The following is a 17,585-nucleotide window of genomic DNA, read 5'->3' as shown; positions in this document are numbered from 1 at the left end:
CAGCATGCAAAATCGTGAGCAAATTCTTCAGATGCTGACTCAGATCCTGGTGGATGAGTTTGAAATCGATGCCGACGACATCACCCCAGAGGCCTCTCTGTATCAAGAGCTGGATCTCGACAGCATAGATGCGGTGGACCTGGTGATTAAGCTACAACAACTCACGGGCAAGAAGATCCAGCCCGACGAGTTTAAGGCCGTACGTACCGTCGACGACGTCGTCACGGCCATCGAAGGCCTAGTGAAGCAGTAATGCGCCTGTTCCTGCAACTAGTCACCGGCCTGGTCGTGCTGGGGTATCCCCTGGCCGTCTACTTCGGCCTGAACTATTTGCCGCCGGGCGTAATAGCCCTCGCCCTGTGCAGCATACTGCTGCTGAGGCTGGCGCTACAGAGGCAACAGATAAGGTCTATGATGCTGCCCATAGTCGTGGGCATCTTCCTGACTGCAGGCAGCTACTTGGCGAAACAGAATGCCTGGCTGCTCTACTATCCCGTGGTGATCAACCTGAGCATGTTGGCGCTGTTTGCCTACTCACTCAAGCATGGTCCCACCATGATAGAACGTCTCGCCAGGTTAAAGGAGCCGGATCTGCCCGACGAGGCGATCCCTTATCTGCGTAAGATCACCCAGATCTGGTGTGGACTGTTTATCTTCAACGGCAGCATGGCACTCTACACCGCCAGCGCCACTAGCCTGGCGACCTGGACTCTCTATAATGGATTTATCGCCTATCTGCTGATCGGTATCTTGCTCGGCGGAGAATGGTTATATCGCACCTTCTGGTTGAAAAAGTCATGACAGCCCTACTCAAACATTGGCTCAAGCATGGGCCGGCGAGCCAGCAACTTATCAGCTTTAATCACCACGATATCCTGACGGGTGAGGCCTTTACCGCCCAGGTGGCCGCCATCTTCGAGGCCCTGACCCAACATGAGGCGAAGCGCTGGTTATTGGCCTGCGACAGCAGCGATCTGTTTGCGGTGGGTCTATGCGCCGGCCTGCTGGCGGGCAAGCAGCTTATCCTGCCCGCCAACACCCAGGGCGGTACCCTGAGCGAGCTCACCCATGAGTTCGATGCCGTGCTGGCAGACCGTCCTCTATGCGAGGCCAAAGACTATATCGCCCTGCATAAGGATCTTAAACATCCTGGGCCCTGGCCGATCAGCCAGACCTTTGGCGAGCTCATTCTCTACACCTCTGGCTCCAGTGGTCAACCCAAGGCGATCACTAAGACGCTGGATCAGCTCGATGCCGAGGTGACGGTGCTGGAACAGACCTTTGCCAATCACCTGCCCCAATGCAGCGTGATCGCCACCGTCTCCCATCAGCACATCTACGGCCTGCTGTTTAAGGTGCTCTGGCCCCTGGCCGCCAGCCGCCCATTCCTCAGCGATCTGGTGGAGTACCCAGAGACCCTGACCTATTACGCCAACCTGTTCCCTAACCTCTGCCTGATCAGCAGTCCGGCACAGCTGTCGCGTCTGCCCGATGCCCTAGAGCATCAGCCACAGCTGCGCGCGCCCAGCCTGATCTTCAGCTCGGGCGGCCCGCTGAGCCTAGAGGCCGCCAATGCCATCGCCCACTGCTATGGCAAGCCGCCCATCGAGGTCTTTGGCAGCACGGAAACCGGTGGCATCGCCTATCGTCGTCAGCAAGACAATCAGCAGAGCTGGCGCGCCTTCGCCACCCACGAGATCAAGCAAGATCCCCAAGATGGTGCGCTCTGGCTCAAATCCCCCTATCTGGAAAGCCAAGACTGGCTCAGGTGTGACGACAAGATACAGCTTATCGCCCCCGGCGAGTTTGTATTACAGGGACGACTGGACCGCATCGTCAAGATTGAGGAGAAGCGCCTCTCGCTGGTGCAGATGGAGGCATTGCTCGAGAGCCACCCCTTGGTGGATCAGGCCGCGCTCGTGGTACTGGAACAACCTAGGGTAAGCCTGGGCGCCGCCATCAGCCTATCTGCCGAGGGCAAAACATTGTTGGCCCAGGAAGGCAAGTTAGCGGTCAACAACGCCCTCAAACAGCATCTGTTGAGTCAGTTCGAACGAGTCACCCTGCCCAGACGCTGGCGTTATCCTGCCGAGCTGCCACTCAACACCCAGGGCAAACGTATCCACAAGGATCTGTTGGAGTTGTTTACACATGATTAAGTCAAACCTCCCCCCCATCTTGGCCAAGCGCAGCCTGGAAGATGGTGTCGAATGGCAACTGCGCATCGACGCAGACCTGCCCTATTTCGAGGGCCACTTTCCCGAACAGGCGGTGCTCCCAGGTGTGACTCAACTGGATTGGGCAGTACAGCTAGGCGCGGCCGAGTTCGGCTACGCGCCCCAGGTGCAGAGCCTAGAGGTGCTTAAGTTTCAACAGCTAATCCTGCCGGGTAGCGAGGTGCAGCTAAAGGTTAGCCTCAATCGCGCCAAGCATAAGCTCACCTTCGCCTACTATCAGGGCGAGCAGCGCTTCGGATCCGGCCGTATCTGCCTGACGCCGAACGATACAGAGGAGAGAGGCTGATGCAACTGGCATTGGTCATCCCCAACTACAACCATCGCCAGGCGATCAAGGCCACCCTGGCACGCCTGGAACCCTTGGGACTGACCTGTTATCTAGTCAACGACGGCAGCGACGACGAGACCCGCCACCTGCTGTGCCAACTCGCGGCGCAGCACGACTGGGTGCGCCTGCTGCATCACCCCTTCAACCGAGGCAAGGGCGCGGCGGTGATGACGGGGCTCAGGGCCGCCTATGCCGATGGTTTTAGCCATGCCTTACAGGTAGACGCCGACGGTCAGCATGATCTCGACGATATCCCTAAGATGATAGAGACGGCCAAGACCCAGCCAGAGGCGCTGATCTCCGGCCTGCCGCAATACGATGAGTCTGTGCCCAAGGGACGCCTCTATGGCCGTTACCTCACCCACTTTTGGGTCTGGGTCGAAACCCTAAGCCTGGATATTCGAGACTCCATGTGCGGTTTTCGCGTCTACCCCCTTGCCGCCACCGAGCAGTTATTTCTCACCGAGCCACTAGGCGAGCGCATGGATTTCGATATCGAGGTCCTGGTCAAACTCTACTGGCAGGGCGTCGAGGTCAGACACCTGCCGACGCGGGTGATCTACCCAGAAGATGGCACCAGCCACTTCCAAGGCTTTAAGGACAATGTGCGCATCTCCGCCATGCACAGCAAGCTCTTCTTCGGCATGTTAAGACGTGTTCCTCAGCTGCTGCGTCATAAACGTAGCCGCCCCAAGGCGGTGAAACACTGGTCTCGCATGGGCGAGCGCGGCAGTTACTGGGGCATTAAGTTGTTGGCCACCAGTTATAAATTAGGTGGCCACTGGCTATGCCGCGCCATCATGTATCCGGTGATCTGCTATTTCTTCGCAACAGGCAGCACGGCGCGGCGCGCTAGCCAGGGCTTCCTACGCCAGGTACAGCGACTCGAACCCAAGCATCCCGATCTCCAGGGCGAGATAAACTGGCGTCATAGCCTGAAGCACTTCATCGCCTTCGGTAATGCGGCGCTGGATCGTATCGACGCCTGGTGCGATCGCATCAAACTCAGCCAGGTCGACTTCCCCGACCGCGAGGTACTGGCCAAGCCGCTGGCACAGGGCCAGGGCGCCGTGCTGCTGGTCTCTCACCTGGGCAACCTTGAGCTGTGCCGCGCCATATCGATTCACCAACGCAAGGTGAAGGTCAATGTGATGGTGCTGACCCAGAACGCAGAGAACTTCAACCGGGTGCTCAAACAGCTCAACCCCAATAGCGCGCTGAACCTGATTCAGGTGACCGAACTGGGCCCCAGCACCTCTATGTTGCTGCAGCAGAAGATAGAGCAGGGAGAGCTCGTGGTGATCGCCGGCGATCGCACCTCCACCAGCAGCGAGGGGCGGGTACTGTACGCCCCCTTCATGGGTAAGGAGGCGCCTTTCCCACAGGGCCCCTTCATCCTCGCCAGCCTGCTGGATTGCCCGGTTTATTTGATGTTCTGCCTCAGAGAAAACAGCCGCTACCGCGTCCACGTAGAGCACTTTGCCGATACTCTCAAGGGGCCGCGCGCCGGTCGCATGGAGAGGCTGCAGGAGGCGGTGAATCGCTACGCCGAGCGGCTGGAACACTACGCCCGCCGCGCACCGCTGCAATGGTTTAACTTTTTCGATTTTTGGCGCAAGGACGATGAACTCCTGCGCGAGGCCAAGCCTCACACGCCCAATAGGACAGAGAAATAGATGACACAGACGACTCAATCCCCCGCTTTAGACACCTTGGTCGAATTTGGCCAGCGTAACCTCAACCTAGAGGAGGTCGTTGCCATCGCCAAGGGCGCTAAGGCCAAGCTGAAAGAGAGCGCCGACTATCAGGAATATATCCAGAAAGGCGCCCGCTTTATCGACAGCCTGTTGGCCGAAGAAGGCGTTGTCTATGGTGTCACCACAGGCTATGGCGACTCCTGTACCGTCACCGTGGGACTGGATCTGGTCCACGAACTGCCGTTGCACCTGTCGCGCTTTCACGGCTGCGGCATGGGTAACATACTCTCGGTCATGCAGGCCAGGGCCGTGATGGCTTGTCGCTTAAGCTCGCTGGCCGTGGGTAAGTCTGGGGTCAGCTATGAGCTGCTCAAGCGCATCGAGACCCTGCTTAACCTGGGCATCACCCCGGTGATCCCGGAAGAAGGCTCAGTGGGCGCCAGCGGCGATCTCACTCCCCTCTCCTATCTGGCCGCCGTGTTAGTGGGCGAGCGCGAGGTGATCTACCAAGGCGAGCGCCGCGCCACCGCAGAGGTATACGCTGAGCTAAACATCACGCCGCTGACCCTGCGCCCCAAGGAGGGGCTGGCACTGATGAACGGTACCGCCGTGATGACGGCGCTGGCCTGCCTGGCCTATGACAGGGCTCAATACCTGAATCGTCTGGCCAGTCGCATCACAGCCATGGCGTCCCTGACTCTCAAGGGTAACTCAAACCATTTCGACGATATCCTGTTTGCGGCCAAGCCACATCCTGGCCAAAACCTGGTAGCGGCCTGGATACGGGAAGATCTCAATCACCACGAGCATCCACGCAACTCAGACCGCCTGCAGGACAGATACTCAATCCGCTGCGCGCCGCACATCATAGGCGTGCTGCAAGATGCGCTGCCCTTCATGCGCCAGTTTATCGAGACCGAACTCAATAGCGCCAACGACAACCCTATCGTCGACGGCGAGGGTGAGCACGTGCTTCATGGCGGCCACTTCTATGGCGGTCACATCGGCTTCGTGATGGACTCGATGAAAAACGCCATCGCCAACATCGCCGATCTTATCGATCGCCAGATGGCATTGGTGATGGACCCTAAATTTAACAACGACCTGCCCGCCAACCTGTCGGGTGCTCAGGGCAGCCGCAAGGCGATCAATCACGGCTTCAAGGCGGTGCAGATCGGCGTATCGGCCTGGACGGCCGAGGCGCTGAAAAACACCATGCCTGCCAGCGTCTTCTCACGCTCCACCGAATGCCACAACCAGGACAAGGTGAGCATGGGCACCATAGCCGCCCGGGATTGTATGCGCGTGTTGCAGCTCACCGAGCAGGTGGCCGCCGCAGCGCTGCTGGCCATGAGCCAGGGCATTCACCTACGCATCGCCCAGGGCGAGCTGTGTCATGCCTCGCTCACCAGCTCTGTTGCTAAGACACTCGATCAGGTCAGCGCCGACTTCGAACTGCTCACCGAAGACAGACCCCTGGAGACCGTACTTAGACAGACGGTCGACAAGATCCAGCAGGGTCAGTGGGAAGTGTGTCACTAGGAGGCGCGAGATGAAGGCACTGCTCACCACAGAGATGGAGATGGTGATCCCCTTTCATGATGTCGATTCAATGGGGATCACCTGGCATGGTAACTATCTGAGGTATTTCGAGATCGCCCGCTGTCAGCTGCTGGACGAGATTGACTATGGCTATCGCAAGATGCAGGCCTCCGGCTACGCCTGGCCTATTATCGATCTGCAGATAAAATATGTGCAGGCCAGCACCTTCGAGCAGAGGGTCAAAGTAATAGCCAGCCTGGTGGAATGGGAAAATCGCCTCAAGATCACCTACCAGGTGCGCGACGCCGAGACCAACCAGCGACTGACTAAGGGCTACACGGTTCAGGCGGCGGTCGAGATGGACACCAAGGAGCTCTGCCTAGTTACCCCTGACTGCTTTAGAGACAAGATAGCTCACCTGCTGCCAGATGTGGAGTTAAAGGCATGATGGCGCATCGGCTCATCCGCGCAGCTCAGACAGGTCTCTGCCGGCTGATGTTTTGCCTCAGCCTAGTGAGTTCCCTGTGCCTAGTGATTTCCCTGAGCTTAGCTAGCTTCGTAACTCATGCGCATCAATCAACCAATTATGAGGCACTTTTTAACGCCCCAGCGGACAATGCAGGGCTCTCGGCGCTGGTGACACGCCTGGGCGGTGGGGAAGCCGCTAAGGGCGAATTTACCCAGTCGCGCTACCTCAAGGTGCTGAAGAAACCTCTGGTGAGTCATGGCGAGTTTCTCTATCAGGACAAGCTTGGCATCGCCTGGCTACAAACCAAGCCCTTCCCATCAGGCCTGATACTGACACAAGACACGCTGGTGCAGATAGACGCCGACGGTAACCGCCAGATCAACCACGCCGATGAGAACCCTCAGGCCGGGGCCATGGCGCAGATGATGCCGAACCTGATGAGCGCCCTGCTCAGTGGCGACCTCGCCCCCCTGCAGGCACAGTTTACCCTGCACCTGATGCAGCAAGCCGACTGCTGGCAGCTCGGCCTCGAGCCCATAGACCCGCTGATAAAACAGGCGATGCCGCGTATCGTGCTCAAAGGCGGCGAACAGCTTGAGTCCCTCAGCCTGTTGGATAGCCGCGGCGATCTCAGCGTGATCGAGTTTAACAGCCTAGCGCAGCGACCACTGACTGCAGATGAGTTAGCCTACTTCAGGCTCGACTCAGAACCTCGCCCCGCGACAGAGGCGAGATGATCCTCAGACTCAGCGACTGCCTAGGTCGCCTCTCAGCCAATACCCGCCTCCTTATCTGGCTGGCGTTGCTGGCCGCCATGACGCTGCTGGCCGTTCAGGCCCTGAGTCGCGGCGCCACCGTGCAGAGCGACATCCTGGCCATGCTTCCCAAGATCCAGGAAGATCCCCTGACACAGAGGGCAATAGACAGGGTCGAGCAGCAGCTGGCCAATCGTATCTATCTTGGCGTCGTCAGCCCAGATCAGGCCAGCGCCGTCGCCGGAGCTAAGGCGTTACTCGCCTCGCTGCAGGACGCGCCCGAGGCCTTTACCCAGGTTCAAAGCGCCGACATGCAGGGCGCACAGGCCCTCAACCGCTTCTATTTTCCCTATCGCTTTCACCTGCTCACCGCGCAGCAGAGAGCCCTGTTAGAGAGTGGACAATTAGCCAAGTTAGAGGCTAATACGCTAGCTCAACTCTACAATGCCTTCGGCTACGCCAACAGCCAGTTGCTGAGCCAGGACCCCCTGCTACTCTACCCAGAGCTGCTGAAACAGCTCTCGCCCCAGCGTCGCCTCAAGGTCGTCGACGGCATTCTGGTCGGCCAGGAAGCGACACCAGGTTCAGATGGACAGAAGCGCAGTGTTGCCATCGTCATGGCCCAGGGAGTCGGCAGCGCCTTCAACCCTAAGGCGCAGGAACTTCAGCTCGCCCGGCTTGAAGAGGCAATAACCCAGATGCAGCAAGATCTCGGGACAGAACAAAACATGGACGTGCTACGCGGCGGCGCCCTGTTTCATGCCGCGGCGGCGACCAAACAGGCGAAACAAGAGGTGTCCAGCCTGGGGCTTGCCTCGCTGATCGGCGTTATCCTGCTGGTATGGCTGGCATTTCGCTCTATCATGCCGCTCACCATCGCCGCCCTGACCATAGCCACCAGCCTGCTGTTTGCCCTGGGCGCGACCCTGTGGATCTTCACCCAGGTTCATCTGCTCACCCTGGTATTCGGCACCAGCCTGATCGGCATCGCCATCGACTACAGCTTCCACTTCTACTGTGAGCGGCTGCAGGCACAGAAAAACGATGTCAATAAAGATAGGCAGGCCGAGACCAATACCGCCACTAATACCGCGACTTCGGCCGTCGCCCGGGTCTTTCCAGCGGCCAGCCTGGCGCTGCTGACCACTGTCATCGCCTACCTGGCCATAGGCTTAACGCCGTTTCCCGGCATGCAGCAGGTAGCGGTATTTTGCGCCGCCGGCCTTCTGGGTGCCTATCTCACGCTTATCTTCGCCTATCCTAAGCTTGCCAACAGCGCCATGACGCCGGGCGAGCGCGCACTGGGCTTAGCGGCGCGTTACCTCAATGCCATGCAGATCATCGCGCGGCCCATGCGTGGCATCAAGGGCGTAGTCATCGCCCTTGGTCTGCTGCTTGTGACCGTGATTGGCCTGAATAGGCTCGAGGTAAACGATGATATTCGCGCCCTGCAGCAGAGCCCGTTGAGCGTCACCCAGGGTGAGGAGAGGCTGCGCCAGGTGATGAGCGGCGGCACAGATAACCAATTTATCCTGGTAAGAGCCGAGACCCCGGAGGCGCTGCTGACACGGCTTGAGACACTTACGCCGACGCTCAACTCACTGCAAAGCCAGGACGTGCTGGGTAATTCAGTCAATCTGGCCAACTATCTGCCCAGTCAGGCAAGCCAGCAAGAGGCCTATCGTCTACAGAGACAGATCTACCATAAGCTGCCCGAGGTATTAGCGCGTCTGGGGCTGGACAGCGATCTGGCCCCCTCCCTGATGGCGAGCTTCGAGGCCAGTGCCAATGAGACCATCACTCCTACCAATTTCTTCGCCGATAAGGCGGGCGAGCTATTCGCACCCCTATGGCTGGTACCCGAGTTGTCGTCCAAGTTGTCACCAGAGCTATCACATGGGCTATCACATGAGCTATCACATGAGCTATCGCTTGAAACTGATACTCAAGCTCAGAAAAAGACATCCGATTCAGATACCTACGGCGCCATTGTCTTATTGGGTGGCATCAAAAACCTCGGCACCTTGACCCAAGCAATCACCCCCTTAGATGGTGTCAGCCTGGTGGACAAGGTGCAGGATATCTCGGATGTGATGGCCAAGTATCGCAGCCTGACCCTGATCCTGCTGGCGCTGGCACTCCTGGTTGCCGGACTCATCTTCTCGCTGCGCTTCGGCCTCAAGATGGCCCTATGGATAACGGCGGTCCCCGCCTTGGCGGCGCTGCTCACCCTGGCAGGCCTGGGATTAGCCGGCTCACCACTCACCCTGTTTCATGCCCTGGCACTGATCTTGGTGTTCGGCATAGGCGTCGACTACAGCCTGTTTTTCGCCGAGAGCCACAGGGGCGAAGGCGTAATGATGGCGGTATTCATGTCCGCCTGCTCAACCCTGATGGCCTTCGGCCTGCTGGCCTTCAGCCAGACGCCGGCCATCCATTATTTCGGCCTGACATTACTCCTGGGGATAGGGCTCACCTTCTTGCTCTCCCCCTTTATTCACACATTAACAAGGATTGATAAGTGACCCCATTCGCGCAAACAGCCGCTCAGACGGACCATTATGATGTGATAGTGATAGGTGCCGGTCCCTCGGGGAGTGTCGCCGCCAGCTTGCTGCATCAACAGGGTAAGCGTGTTTTAGTCATAGAGAAACAGCACTTCCCGCGCTTCTCTATCGGCGAGAGCCTACTCCCCTGCTGTATGCAGGTGATTGAGGAGGCCAATATGCTCGAGGCCGTTAATCAGGCGGGGTATCAATTTAAGAATGGCGCTGCGTTCAACGCCAATGGGCGCTCGACCTACTTCGACTTTACCGACAAGTTCACCCCTGGGCCGGGTACCACCTTTCAGGTCGAACGTGGCGACTTCGACAAGCTGCTGGCCGACACGGCCGAGAGCCAGGGTGTCGAGATCCGTTATGGCCAGCGTGTCGACGCCGTCGATCTGAGCCAACAACCCAGGCTCACCATCAGCGACGAACAGGGACAAAGCTATGCGCTGAGCGCCGACTACCTGCTGGACGCCAGCGGCTTCGGTAGGGTACTCCCCAGGCTGCTGGACCTTGAGCGTCCCTCTAACCTGCCCAGCCGCACCGCGATATTTACCCATATCCAGGACAATATCGACAGCGTCGACATGGGCGACTATCAGTTCGATCGCAACAAGATCCTGATCAGCGTTCACCCGGATAACCGCGATATCTGGTACTGGCTGATCCCCTTCAGCAATGGCCGTTGCTCGTTAGGGGTCGTGGGTGAACCTCATCTACTGGGCGAAGATAGCGATCTCGAGACCACAAATCTCGAAACCATATTAATGCGTCTGGTACGCGAAGAACCGCGTCTCAAGCGACTGCTCAGTCGCGCCGAGATAGTACGCACTCCAGCCAAGCTCGAGGGCTACTCGGCCAATGTCAGCACCCTGGCCAACGATAAATTTTCCCTGCTGGGCAACGCAGGCGAGTTTCTCGACCCAGTGTTCTCCTCTGGCGTGACTATCGCGATGCAATCAGCCTCGATTGCGGCTAAATGTGTCGTGAGACAACTCAATGGTCAGGCGGTCGACTGGCAGACGGAATATGCCCAGCCGCTGATGCGCGGCGTCGATACCTTCAGAACCTATGTGCAGGCCTGGTATGATGGCCGCTTCCAGGATGTGATCTTCTATCAGGATCCTAACCCTAAGATTAAACAGATGATCTGTTCTATCCTGGCGGGCTACGCCTGGGACGAGAGCAACCCGTTTGTCGCCGAGTCTGAGCGTCGCCTCAACATGGTGGTCGAGCTATGCCGTTAAGGGCGAGTCTCTTCATCTGCATGACGCTCATGCTGAGTGCCTGCGCCCAAAAGCTAGACAGGCAGACCTGTATGGCCCTGGCTCAGGGAGTCGACTATTGTCTGGCCCCCCTGCCAGCATCGGCGCCGGTCAGTCAGAGTCAGCAGGTGAAACTCAAGGTGAAACAGTCCAGGCATCAGCTGCTCAGCCAGCTGGATCTGACACCAGACTCACTTACCTTAGTGGGGCTGGCACCACTGGGCCAGCCACTGTTTACCCTCACCTATGACGGCCAGCAACTCACCAGCGAGCAGAGCGTCTTATTGGGGGAGCAATTTAAGGCCGAGTATCTCCTTGGGCTGCTGCAATTGATATACTGGCAACCTGGCGATGTAAATCGCCATTTACAGGGGGCAACACTGACCGACCACGCCTGTGATGCAGCCTATTGCAGAAGATTATATGCTAGCGATGGCGAGACCATAATGGATATCCGCTATAGCCAAGCACAGCCCTGGGCAGCCGAGGTAACGCTGGAGTTTCATCAGGCACAACTGACGCTGAACATCCAGCCGCTAGAGTAAACAAGCGCTTAATAGCCATAAGAACGGACACTATGACAAAGATAGCTATCACCCACCTAGGATTGTGTACCCCGCTGGGAGACGATCCCCACACAGTCTTGCGCCACCTGCTCGATGGCGATACCCAGGGCATGCGGTGGCGTGACGACCTAATCCCCGACAGCCGGGTACTGGTGGGCATGGTCACCACAGAGTTGCCAGAGATAGCGCCTGACCTACAGAGATTCGACTGTCGTAACAACCAGTTGCTACAGCGCGCCGCGGAGCAGATCGCCCCAGCCGTTGAGGCTGCCAAGACACAATATGGCGCCGGTCGTATCGGCATCGTATTGGGCACCAGCACCTCGGGCATCGCCAGGGGCGAGAAGGCGCTGGCCTACCGCGCCGAACACGGGGTGCTACCAGGCGATTACCTCTATTCCAAGCAGGAGCTGGGTAACAGCTGCGACTTTCTGCAGCATTATTTCGAGCTCTCAGGCCCCTGCTACACGGTTTCTACCGCCTGCTCCTCCAGCGCCAAGGTATTCGCCAGCGCCAAACGCCTGCTAGAGGCCAACGTCTGCGACATGGTGATCGTCGGCGGCGCCGACAGCCTGTGTAAGTTGACCCTGAACGGCTTTCACTCGCTGGAATCTGTCTCCAAGACCCACTGCCAACCCTTTAGCCGTAACCGCGATGGCATCAATATCGGCGAGGGCGCCGCACTGTTTACTCTCACCCTAGGCGAGGCCGATTGGATGTTGGCGGGCGTGGGCGAATCCAGCGATGCCCACCATATATCATCGCCCCATCCCGAGGGACAGGGCGCAGTGGCGGCCATAGAGATGGCCCTCAAGGACGCAGAGATAGCACCATCTCAGGTGGGCTACATCAACCTTCACGGTACGGCGACCATGAAAAACGATGCCATGGAGAGCCGCGCCCTGCTTAAGGTTTTTGGCGACCAACTGCCGCCGGTAAGCTCTACCAAGCCGCTGACAGGCCATGCCCTCGGCGCTGCCGGTGCCCTAGAGGCGGCCTTCAGCCTGCTGCTCTTGTCAGCGTTAAATCAACACCAGGGGCTCCCCCCTCAGGTGGGCGACGGGCTGTGGGATGACGACAATCCGGCGCTGCCTTTCGTATCACAGGGGCAGACTCAAGCGCTCGACTATGTGATGAGTAACTCCTTCGCCTTCGGCGGCAGCAATGCCAGCGTGATCTTCAGCAAAGGAGCCAAGAGCTAATGTCTACACCACTAACACCAGAATCTGAGTCACAGCCAATGTCACAGCTAAATACTCCCCTGGCCGAGATCCCGCTGGATGCCGTGCTGCCCCATCGCGCACCGATGATCTTGATCGACAAGCTGCTCGAGCAGGCACCAGATACCCTGCTGACCGAGGTGAACATAAGCGCAGAAAGTGCCTATTTCGATGATGCCAGCCAGTCTGTGCCCAACTATGTGGGCATAGAATATATGGCGCAGAGCATAGCCGCCCTCGCCGGTCTAGAGGCCAGCGCCAGGGGCGAGTCTATTCGTGTCGGCTTCCTGCTCGGCACGCGCAAATTAACATTCGCGATCCCCGCCTACCGACTCGGTGAACGTTACCAGACCCGGGTCAGCCGCCTCTATCAGGAAGATAACGGTTTGGCGGTGTTTGATTGTAAAATATTCCACAACAATCAACTTGTGGCTGAGGCTAATGTCAATGTATTCCAGCCTCAGGACACCCAAGCCTATATCTTAGAGAGCCAGGCGGGTAAAGAAGAAGAGAAAGCAAGATGAACAAACGTGTATTGATCACAGGTGCCAGTCGCGGCATAGGCAAGGCCATCGCCCTCAAGCTGGCCGGGGCAGGCTATGATATCGCCCTGCATTTCCACAGTAATCAGGCTGCGGCCGATGCAACTCAGGTCGAACTCGAGGCGCTCGGCGCCAAGGTGAGCCGACTGCAGTTCGACGTGGCCGATCGCGCCGGAGTCAAGGCTGCCATTGAGGCCGATATCGCCGCACACGGTGCCTACTACGGCGTGGTGCTGAACGCCGGGATCACTCGGGATACCGCCTTCCCCGCCATGAGCGACGAGGAATGGGACGGGGTGATCCATACCAACCTGGATGGTTTCTACAACGTTATCCATCCCTGTACCATGCCGATGATCCAGTCACGCCAAGGCGGACGCATCATCACCATGGCCTCGGTCTCAGGTATCGCGGGCAACCGTGGTCAGGTCAACTACAGCGCCTCCAAGGCCGGCATCATAGGCGCCACCAAGGCCCTGAGCCTGGAGCTGGCCAAGCGTAAGATCACCGTTAACTGCATCGCCCCAGGCCTTATCGAAACCGATATGGTGAGCGAATTCCCTCAGGAGATGGTCAAGGAGCTGGTCCCCATGCGTCGCATGGGCAAGGCCGCTGAAATTGCCGGCCTGGCAAACTTCCTCATGTCTGAGGATGCGGCCTATATCACCCGTCAGGTGATCTCGGTAAACGGTGGCATGATCTGATGAATAACAAGACTCGACGCGTAGTGATCACCGGCGCTGGCGGCGTCACCGCCCTGGGCCACGACTGGCCCAGCATCGCCCAGCGCCTGCAGACGATGCAAAACTGCGTGCAGCGCATGGACGAATGGGATAGGTTCGACGGTCTCAATACCCGTCTGGCCGCGCCGGTCACAGATTTTGAAAAACCGGCCCACTATTCACGCAAGAAGATACGCTCCATGGGGCGCGTCTCCGTCATGGCGGCCTGGGCCAGCGAAAAGGCCCTGATGGATGCCGGCCTGCTAAACGATCCCCAGGTGACTTCAGGCGCCATGGGCATCGCCTATGGTTCCTCAACAGGGAGTACAGATCCCATCATCGCCTTCGGCGACATGCTCAAAGAGGGTGACATGTCGGGGGTCACGGCCACCAGCTATATCCGTATGATGGCCCACACCACGGCAGTCAACGTCGGCGTCTTCTTCGGCCTCAAGGGCCGGGTGCACACCACCAGCAGCGCCTGTACCTCGGGCAGCCAAGGCATAGGCTATGCCTATGAGGCGATCAAATATGGTCAGCAGGATCTCATGCTGGCAGGCGGCGCCGAGGAGCTCTGTCCCACGGAGGCCGTAGTCTTCGACACCCTGTTTGCCACCAGCACCAAGAATGACACCCCAAGCGAGACCCCCAGCCCCTTCGATCGCGACAGAGACGGTCTGGTGATCGGCGAAGGTGCCTGCACCCTGGTGCTGGAAGAGCTGGAACATGCCAAGGCCCGCGGCGCCAAGATCTACGCCGAGCTAGTCGGCTTCGGTACTAATTCCGATGGCCTGCATGTCACTCAGCCTAACGCCGAGACCATGGAAGTGGCGATCCGCCTGGCCCTCAAGGATGCCGATCTAGACGCCGACAAGATAGGCTATGTCAACGCCCACGGCACCGCAACAGATCGCGGCGACATCGCCGAGACCCAGGCCACTCAGGCGGTCTTTGGCGAGCAGATGCCCATCTCCTCCCTCAAGAGCTACACAGGCCATACCCTGGGCGCATGCGGGGCTTTAGAGGCCTGGGTCAGCATTGAGATGATGAATGCCGGCTGGTTTGCCCCCACCCTCAACCTTAAGAATGTCGATCCTGCCTGTGGTCAACTGGACTACATCAAGGATGAGGTTCGCCAGCTCGACACCGACTACGTGATGAGCAACAACTTCGCCTTTGGCGGCATCAACACCTCACTGATCTTCAAGCGCTGGCAAGACTAAGGCCCAAAGCCCCAGACCTGACCGCCGCGAAATGACCGCCATTTGGCAATTCCCCCCCCCGTGGCGGTCAACATCTGCTGGCACAGGCTTTGCTGAGGCTCTGAGTCCTTAATTAGAAGATGGAGCTTAAGATGCAATTTGTGCTCGGTGTCGTCAGCCACGCCAGCGTCGTCAAGATGCTAGAACAACACCTGGAAGACATGTATGCCACCTCGCCGCCTGAGAGCGTGCACGCCTTAGATTTAAACGAATTAAAACAAGATGATATTAGATTCTGGACCCTATGGGAGGGCGACAGACTCTGTGGCTGCGGCGCCGTCAAGCGCCTCTCGCCCGAGCATGGCGAGCTCAAGTCGATGCGAGTGGCCAACTACTATCGCCAGCGGGGCATAGGTGCGCACCTCTTGCACCATCTTCAGGCAGACGCCGCCCAAAATGGGATGACGCGCCTTAGCCTGGAGACAGGTAGCATGAGCTTCTTTCTCCCAGCCCGGCGCCTGTATCAGAAGTTTGGCTTCTTGGAGTGCGCCCCCTTCGGCGGTTATCAGGAGGATCCCAACAGCGTGTTCATGACCAAGCGCCTCTAGCATAAGTCCGACTTGCACTTACAGTTTGATTAGAATAATCTTATTAAAATAAATCTTATAAATGTATTCTAATTGTAAGGGCAGATTATGTTTCAATCACTCTTAGCCAAGCTCTCTGGCAGCCATCCTGCCGAGCAATGCTGGCAACTGATCGAACAGGGCGTACAGGTCATCGATGTGCGCTCTCCCCAAGAATATGCCGGTGGTCACCTGCCAAATGCGCTCAACGTGCCGCTGGATCAACTGGCCCAGTGGCTGACTCAACACAGCGATAAACAGACACCTTTCGTGCTCTACTGCGGTGCGGGGATCCGTGCCCAGAAAGGCTGCGACATCCTCAGAGCCAACGGCTTTAATTGCGCCATCAATGGCGGCTCTCTCAAAGATCTGCTCTGTTATCAGCCACAAGGCGCCGTCAATGGCTAACTCCCCCGCTTGGCCACAAGCCGAATGCTCAGGGCCTAGTGTCGACGGGCCCGAACGGCTTACCGAGCCAAATTCAATCGAGCCGAAGTCAACCGAGTCAAAGTTAGCTAAGCCAAAGTTAACTAAGCCAGAGTCACTCAACAAACCACAGACGTCTAGGCCCAGGTACAGCTTTAGCGCCAATCGTACTCAAGGGCGCCACAGGGTTCGCTATGTCGAGACCAGTCAAGCCAGCGAGCAATGCACCCTCTGCGAACTCACGCAGCACGAGGGCCTGTTTATCTTTCAAGTTTAATTTTTGTTCAATCTAAACGCGTTTTGCGCGAGGCGAGAGCCATGAAGCATAGTTACTCTATGTGAATGGCGAACAACAAAGTGCAGCACGCGTTTAGATGAACCCTTTGGGCAGCGTTTGTAAACCATTTCTACAGCGTTATCGCCAGTTTGTGTAGAGGACTACACGACACAGGCTCTGCCTTGTATAAATCACCTTCAAACTGCTGCAAAAACAAACGGCAAAGATCAACAGGCCCTAGTCAGGCCAATCCAAAATCAACCATAAAAAAAGGCGCTCATATACCTGAGCGCCTCAACCTAGAGATGGTTTAAATGTGGTCGACAATGAAAACTGTTAACAGGCAGTACCTTAAGCTACCAGCTGCTCTATGCTCTGCTTGGCCTCGCTGATCCCCTGCTCATTCGCCTCGGGACCCATGTTGAGGGCTTCGCCGTAAACGGTTTCTACCTCATTGATACCGATGAAACCAAGCACTGTCTTGAGGTAAGGCACCACGTGATCGCTCGCGCCATTCTTGTGCACGCCGCCACGAGTGGTCACCAACACGGCACGCTTGCCTTCTACCAGGCCTTTAGGGCCGTTCTCTGTGTAGGTGAAGGTCACACCGGCACGGGCGACCAGCTCGATCCAGTTTTTCAGCTGAGTTGGGATGCTGAAGTTATACATAGGGGCGGCGATCACGAGTGTGTCATGGGCCTTCAACTCGGCCACCAGCTCGTCAGACAGTGCCAGCACCTCTTGTTGACGCGCCGTCAGCTCATCACCACCACGTAGCCCCATAGCGATCTCGCCATCGAGTACCGGCAGTGGCTGCGCCGCCAGATCCCTTACCGTCACCTCGGCGCCCTGACCCTGCCAATGCTGTTGCAGGTGGTCGATCAGCTTAGCCGATTGTGAATAATCCCCTAAGATGCTTGATTTCAATACCAGTACTTTTGCCATAATCTGCTCCAATTCAAATCTCTGTTACAACCAATTGAGGCCAGTTTATCCGGCATTTAAACGAAAGATAAGCGCATAAAATACGCAAAAACATTCTAAATAAACGAAAGGTAGGCGCTTAAAAAGTGCTAACCCTCGGCTAAGATAGCGATCGCTCCAGGCGACAGAAAAATATAATCCGCTGATTAATAAAGGATTGCCATCATATTCAAAGAGC

Annotated in this window: 18 protein-coding genes; 17 read left to right on the top strand and 1 reads right to left on the bottom strand. The window is 57.5% G+C overall.

Going from position 1 to position 17,585, the window contains the following annotated elements:
• The first annotated feature begins 4 nt into the window (after positions 1–4).
• From L1D47_RS02100 to L1D47_RS02020, 17 genes are all read left to right on the top strand, one after another.
• Positions 5–253, top strand: a complete 249-nt coding sequence (locus tag L1D47_RS02100) for an acyl carrier protein (RefSeq protein WP_011867307.1) — start codon at positions 5–7, stop codon at positions 251–253.
• Entirely contained in the window at positions 253–801 is a 549-nt protein-coding gene (locus L1D47_RS02095; RefSeq protein ID WP_239882359.1) for a hypothetical protein, read from the top strand. Before L1D47_RS02100 ends, L1D47_RS02095 begins: the two co-directional genes overlap by 1 nt.
• The gene (locus tag L1D47_RS02090) at positions 798–2,159 is read left to right on the top strand and encodes an AMP-binding protein (RefSeq protein WP_239882358.1); all 1,362 of its coding nucleotides are present in this window, start codon (positions 798–800) and stop codon (positions 2,157–2,159) included. The genes L1D47_RS02095 and L1D47_RS02090 overlap by 4 nt, the downstream gene beginning before the upstream one ends.
• Positions 2,152–2,523: a thioester dehydrase gene (locus tag L1D47_RS02085; protein WP_041508928.1), complete on the top strand. Its 372-nt coding sequence runs from the start codon at positions 2,152–2,154 to the stop codon at positions 2,521–2,523. Before L1D47_RS02090 ends, L1D47_RS02085 begins: the two co-directional genes overlap by 8 nt.
• A complete protein-coding gene (locus L1D47_RS02080) occupies positions 2,523–4,241 on the top strand; it encodes a glycosyltransferase family 2 protein (protein ID WP_239882357.1) in 1,719 nt (572 codons plus the stop codon). Before L1D47_RS02085 ends, L1D47_RS02080 begins: the two co-directional genes overlap by 1 nt.
• Positions 4,242–5,804: an aromatic amino acid ammonia-lyase gene (locus L1D47_RS02075; RefSeq protein WP_239882356.1), complete on the top strand. Its 1,563-nt coding sequence runs from the start codon at positions 4,242–4,244 to the stop codon at positions 5,802–5,804.
• A gap of 10 nt (positions 5,805–5,814) precedes the next feature.
• The gene (locus L1D47_RS02070) at positions 5,815–6,252 is read left to right on the top strand and encodes an acyl-CoA thioesterase (protein WP_239882355.1); all 438 of its coding nucleotides are present in this window, start codon (positions 5,815–5,817) and stop codon (positions 6,250–6,252) included.
• Entirely contained in the window at positions 6,249–7,010 is a 762-nt protein-coding gene (locus L1D47_RS02065) for an outer membrane lipoprotein carrier protein LolA (protein ID WP_239882354.1), read from the top strand. The genes L1D47_RS02070 and L1D47_RS02065 overlap by 4 nt, the downstream gene beginning before the upstream one ends.
• A complete protein-coding gene (locus L1D47_RS02060) occupies positions 7,007–9,553 on the top strand; it encodes an MMPL family transporter (RefSeq protein WP_239882353.1) in 2,547 nt (848 codons plus the stop codon). Before L1D47_RS02065 ends, L1D47_RS02060 begins: the two co-directional genes overlap by 4 nt.
• A complete protein-coding gene (locus L1D47_RS02055; protein ID WP_239882352.1) occupies positions 9,550–10,824 on the top strand; it encodes an NAD(P)/FAD-dependent oxidoreductase in 1,275 nt (424 codons plus the stop codon). The genes L1D47_RS02060 and L1D47_RS02055 overlap by 4 nt, the downstream gene beginning before the upstream one ends.
• Entirely contained in the window at positions 10,815–11,387 is a 573-nt protein-coding gene (locus tag L1D47_RS02050) for a DUF3261 domain-containing protein (protein ID WP_239882351.1), read from the top strand. The genes L1D47_RS02055 and L1D47_RS02050 overlap by 10 nt, the downstream gene beginning before the upstream one ends.
• 32 nt (positions 11,388–11,419) lie before the next feature.
• Positions 11,420–12,610: a beta-ketoacyl-[acyl-carrier-protein] synthase family protein gene (locus L1D47_RS02045; protein WP_239882350.1), complete on the top strand. Its 1,191-nt coding sequence runs from the start codon at positions 11,420–11,422 to the stop codon at positions 12,608–12,610.
• Positions 12,611–12,648: 38 nt separating this feature from the next.
• On the top strand, positions 12,649–13,152 hold the full coding sequence (locus tag L1D47_RS02040) for a hotdog family protein (protein ID WP_239882383.1): 504 nt from the start codon (positions 12,649–12,651) through the stop codon (positions 13,150–13,152).
• The gene (locus L1D47_RS02035; RefSeq protein WP_041508920.1) at positions 13,149–13,874 is read left to right on the top strand and encodes a 3-ketoacyl-ACP reductase FabG2; all 726 of its coding nucleotides are present in this window, start codon (positions 13,149–13,151) and stop codon (positions 13,872–13,874) included. Before L1D47_RS02040 ends, L1D47_RS02035 begins: the two co-directional genes overlap by 4 nt.
• On the top strand, positions 13,874–15,115 hold the full coding sequence (locus L1D47_RS02030) for a beta-ketoacyl-ACP synthase (protein WP_239882349.1): 1,242 nt from the start codon (positions 13,874–13,876) through the stop codon (positions 15,113–15,115). Before L1D47_RS02035 ends, L1D47_RS02030 begins: the two co-directional genes overlap by 1 nt.
• Positions 15,116–15,246: 131 nt before the next feature.
• Positions 15,247–15,702: a GNAT family N-acetyltransferase gene (locus L1D47_RS02025; RefSeq protein WP_239882348.1), complete on the top strand. Its 456-nt coding sequence runs from the start codon at positions 15,247–15,249 to the stop codon at positions 15,700–15,702.
• An 87-nt stretch (positions 15,703–15,789) separates the two neighbouring features.
• Entirely contained in the window at positions 15,790–16,128 is a 339-nt protein-coding gene (locus tag L1D47_RS02020; protein WP_041508917.1) for a rhodanese-like domain-containing protein, read from the top strand.
• 646 nt (positions 16,129–16,774) lie between these two features.
• On the opposite strand, the gene L1D47_RS02015 is transcribed toward L1D47_RS02020, so the two are convergent.
• Positions 16,775–17,368, bottom strand: a complete 594-nt coding sequence (locus L1D47_RS02015) for an FMN-dependent NADH-azoreductase (RefSeq protein ID WP_239882347.1) — start codon at positions 17,366–17,368, stop codon at positions 16,775–16,777.
• Between the last annotated feature and the right edge of the window lie 217 nt (positions 17,369–17,585).

The sequence above is a fragment of the Shewanella sp. Isolate7 genome (genome assembly GCF_022398425.1).
In the GTDB taxonomy this organism is placed as follows: domain Bacteria; phylum Pseudomonadota; class Gammaproteobacteria; order Enterobacterales; family Shewanellaceae; genus Shewanella.
The sequence above is the reverse complement of the archived record's forward strand: the minus strand, read 5'-3'. Positions and strand labels throughout refer to the sequence as shown.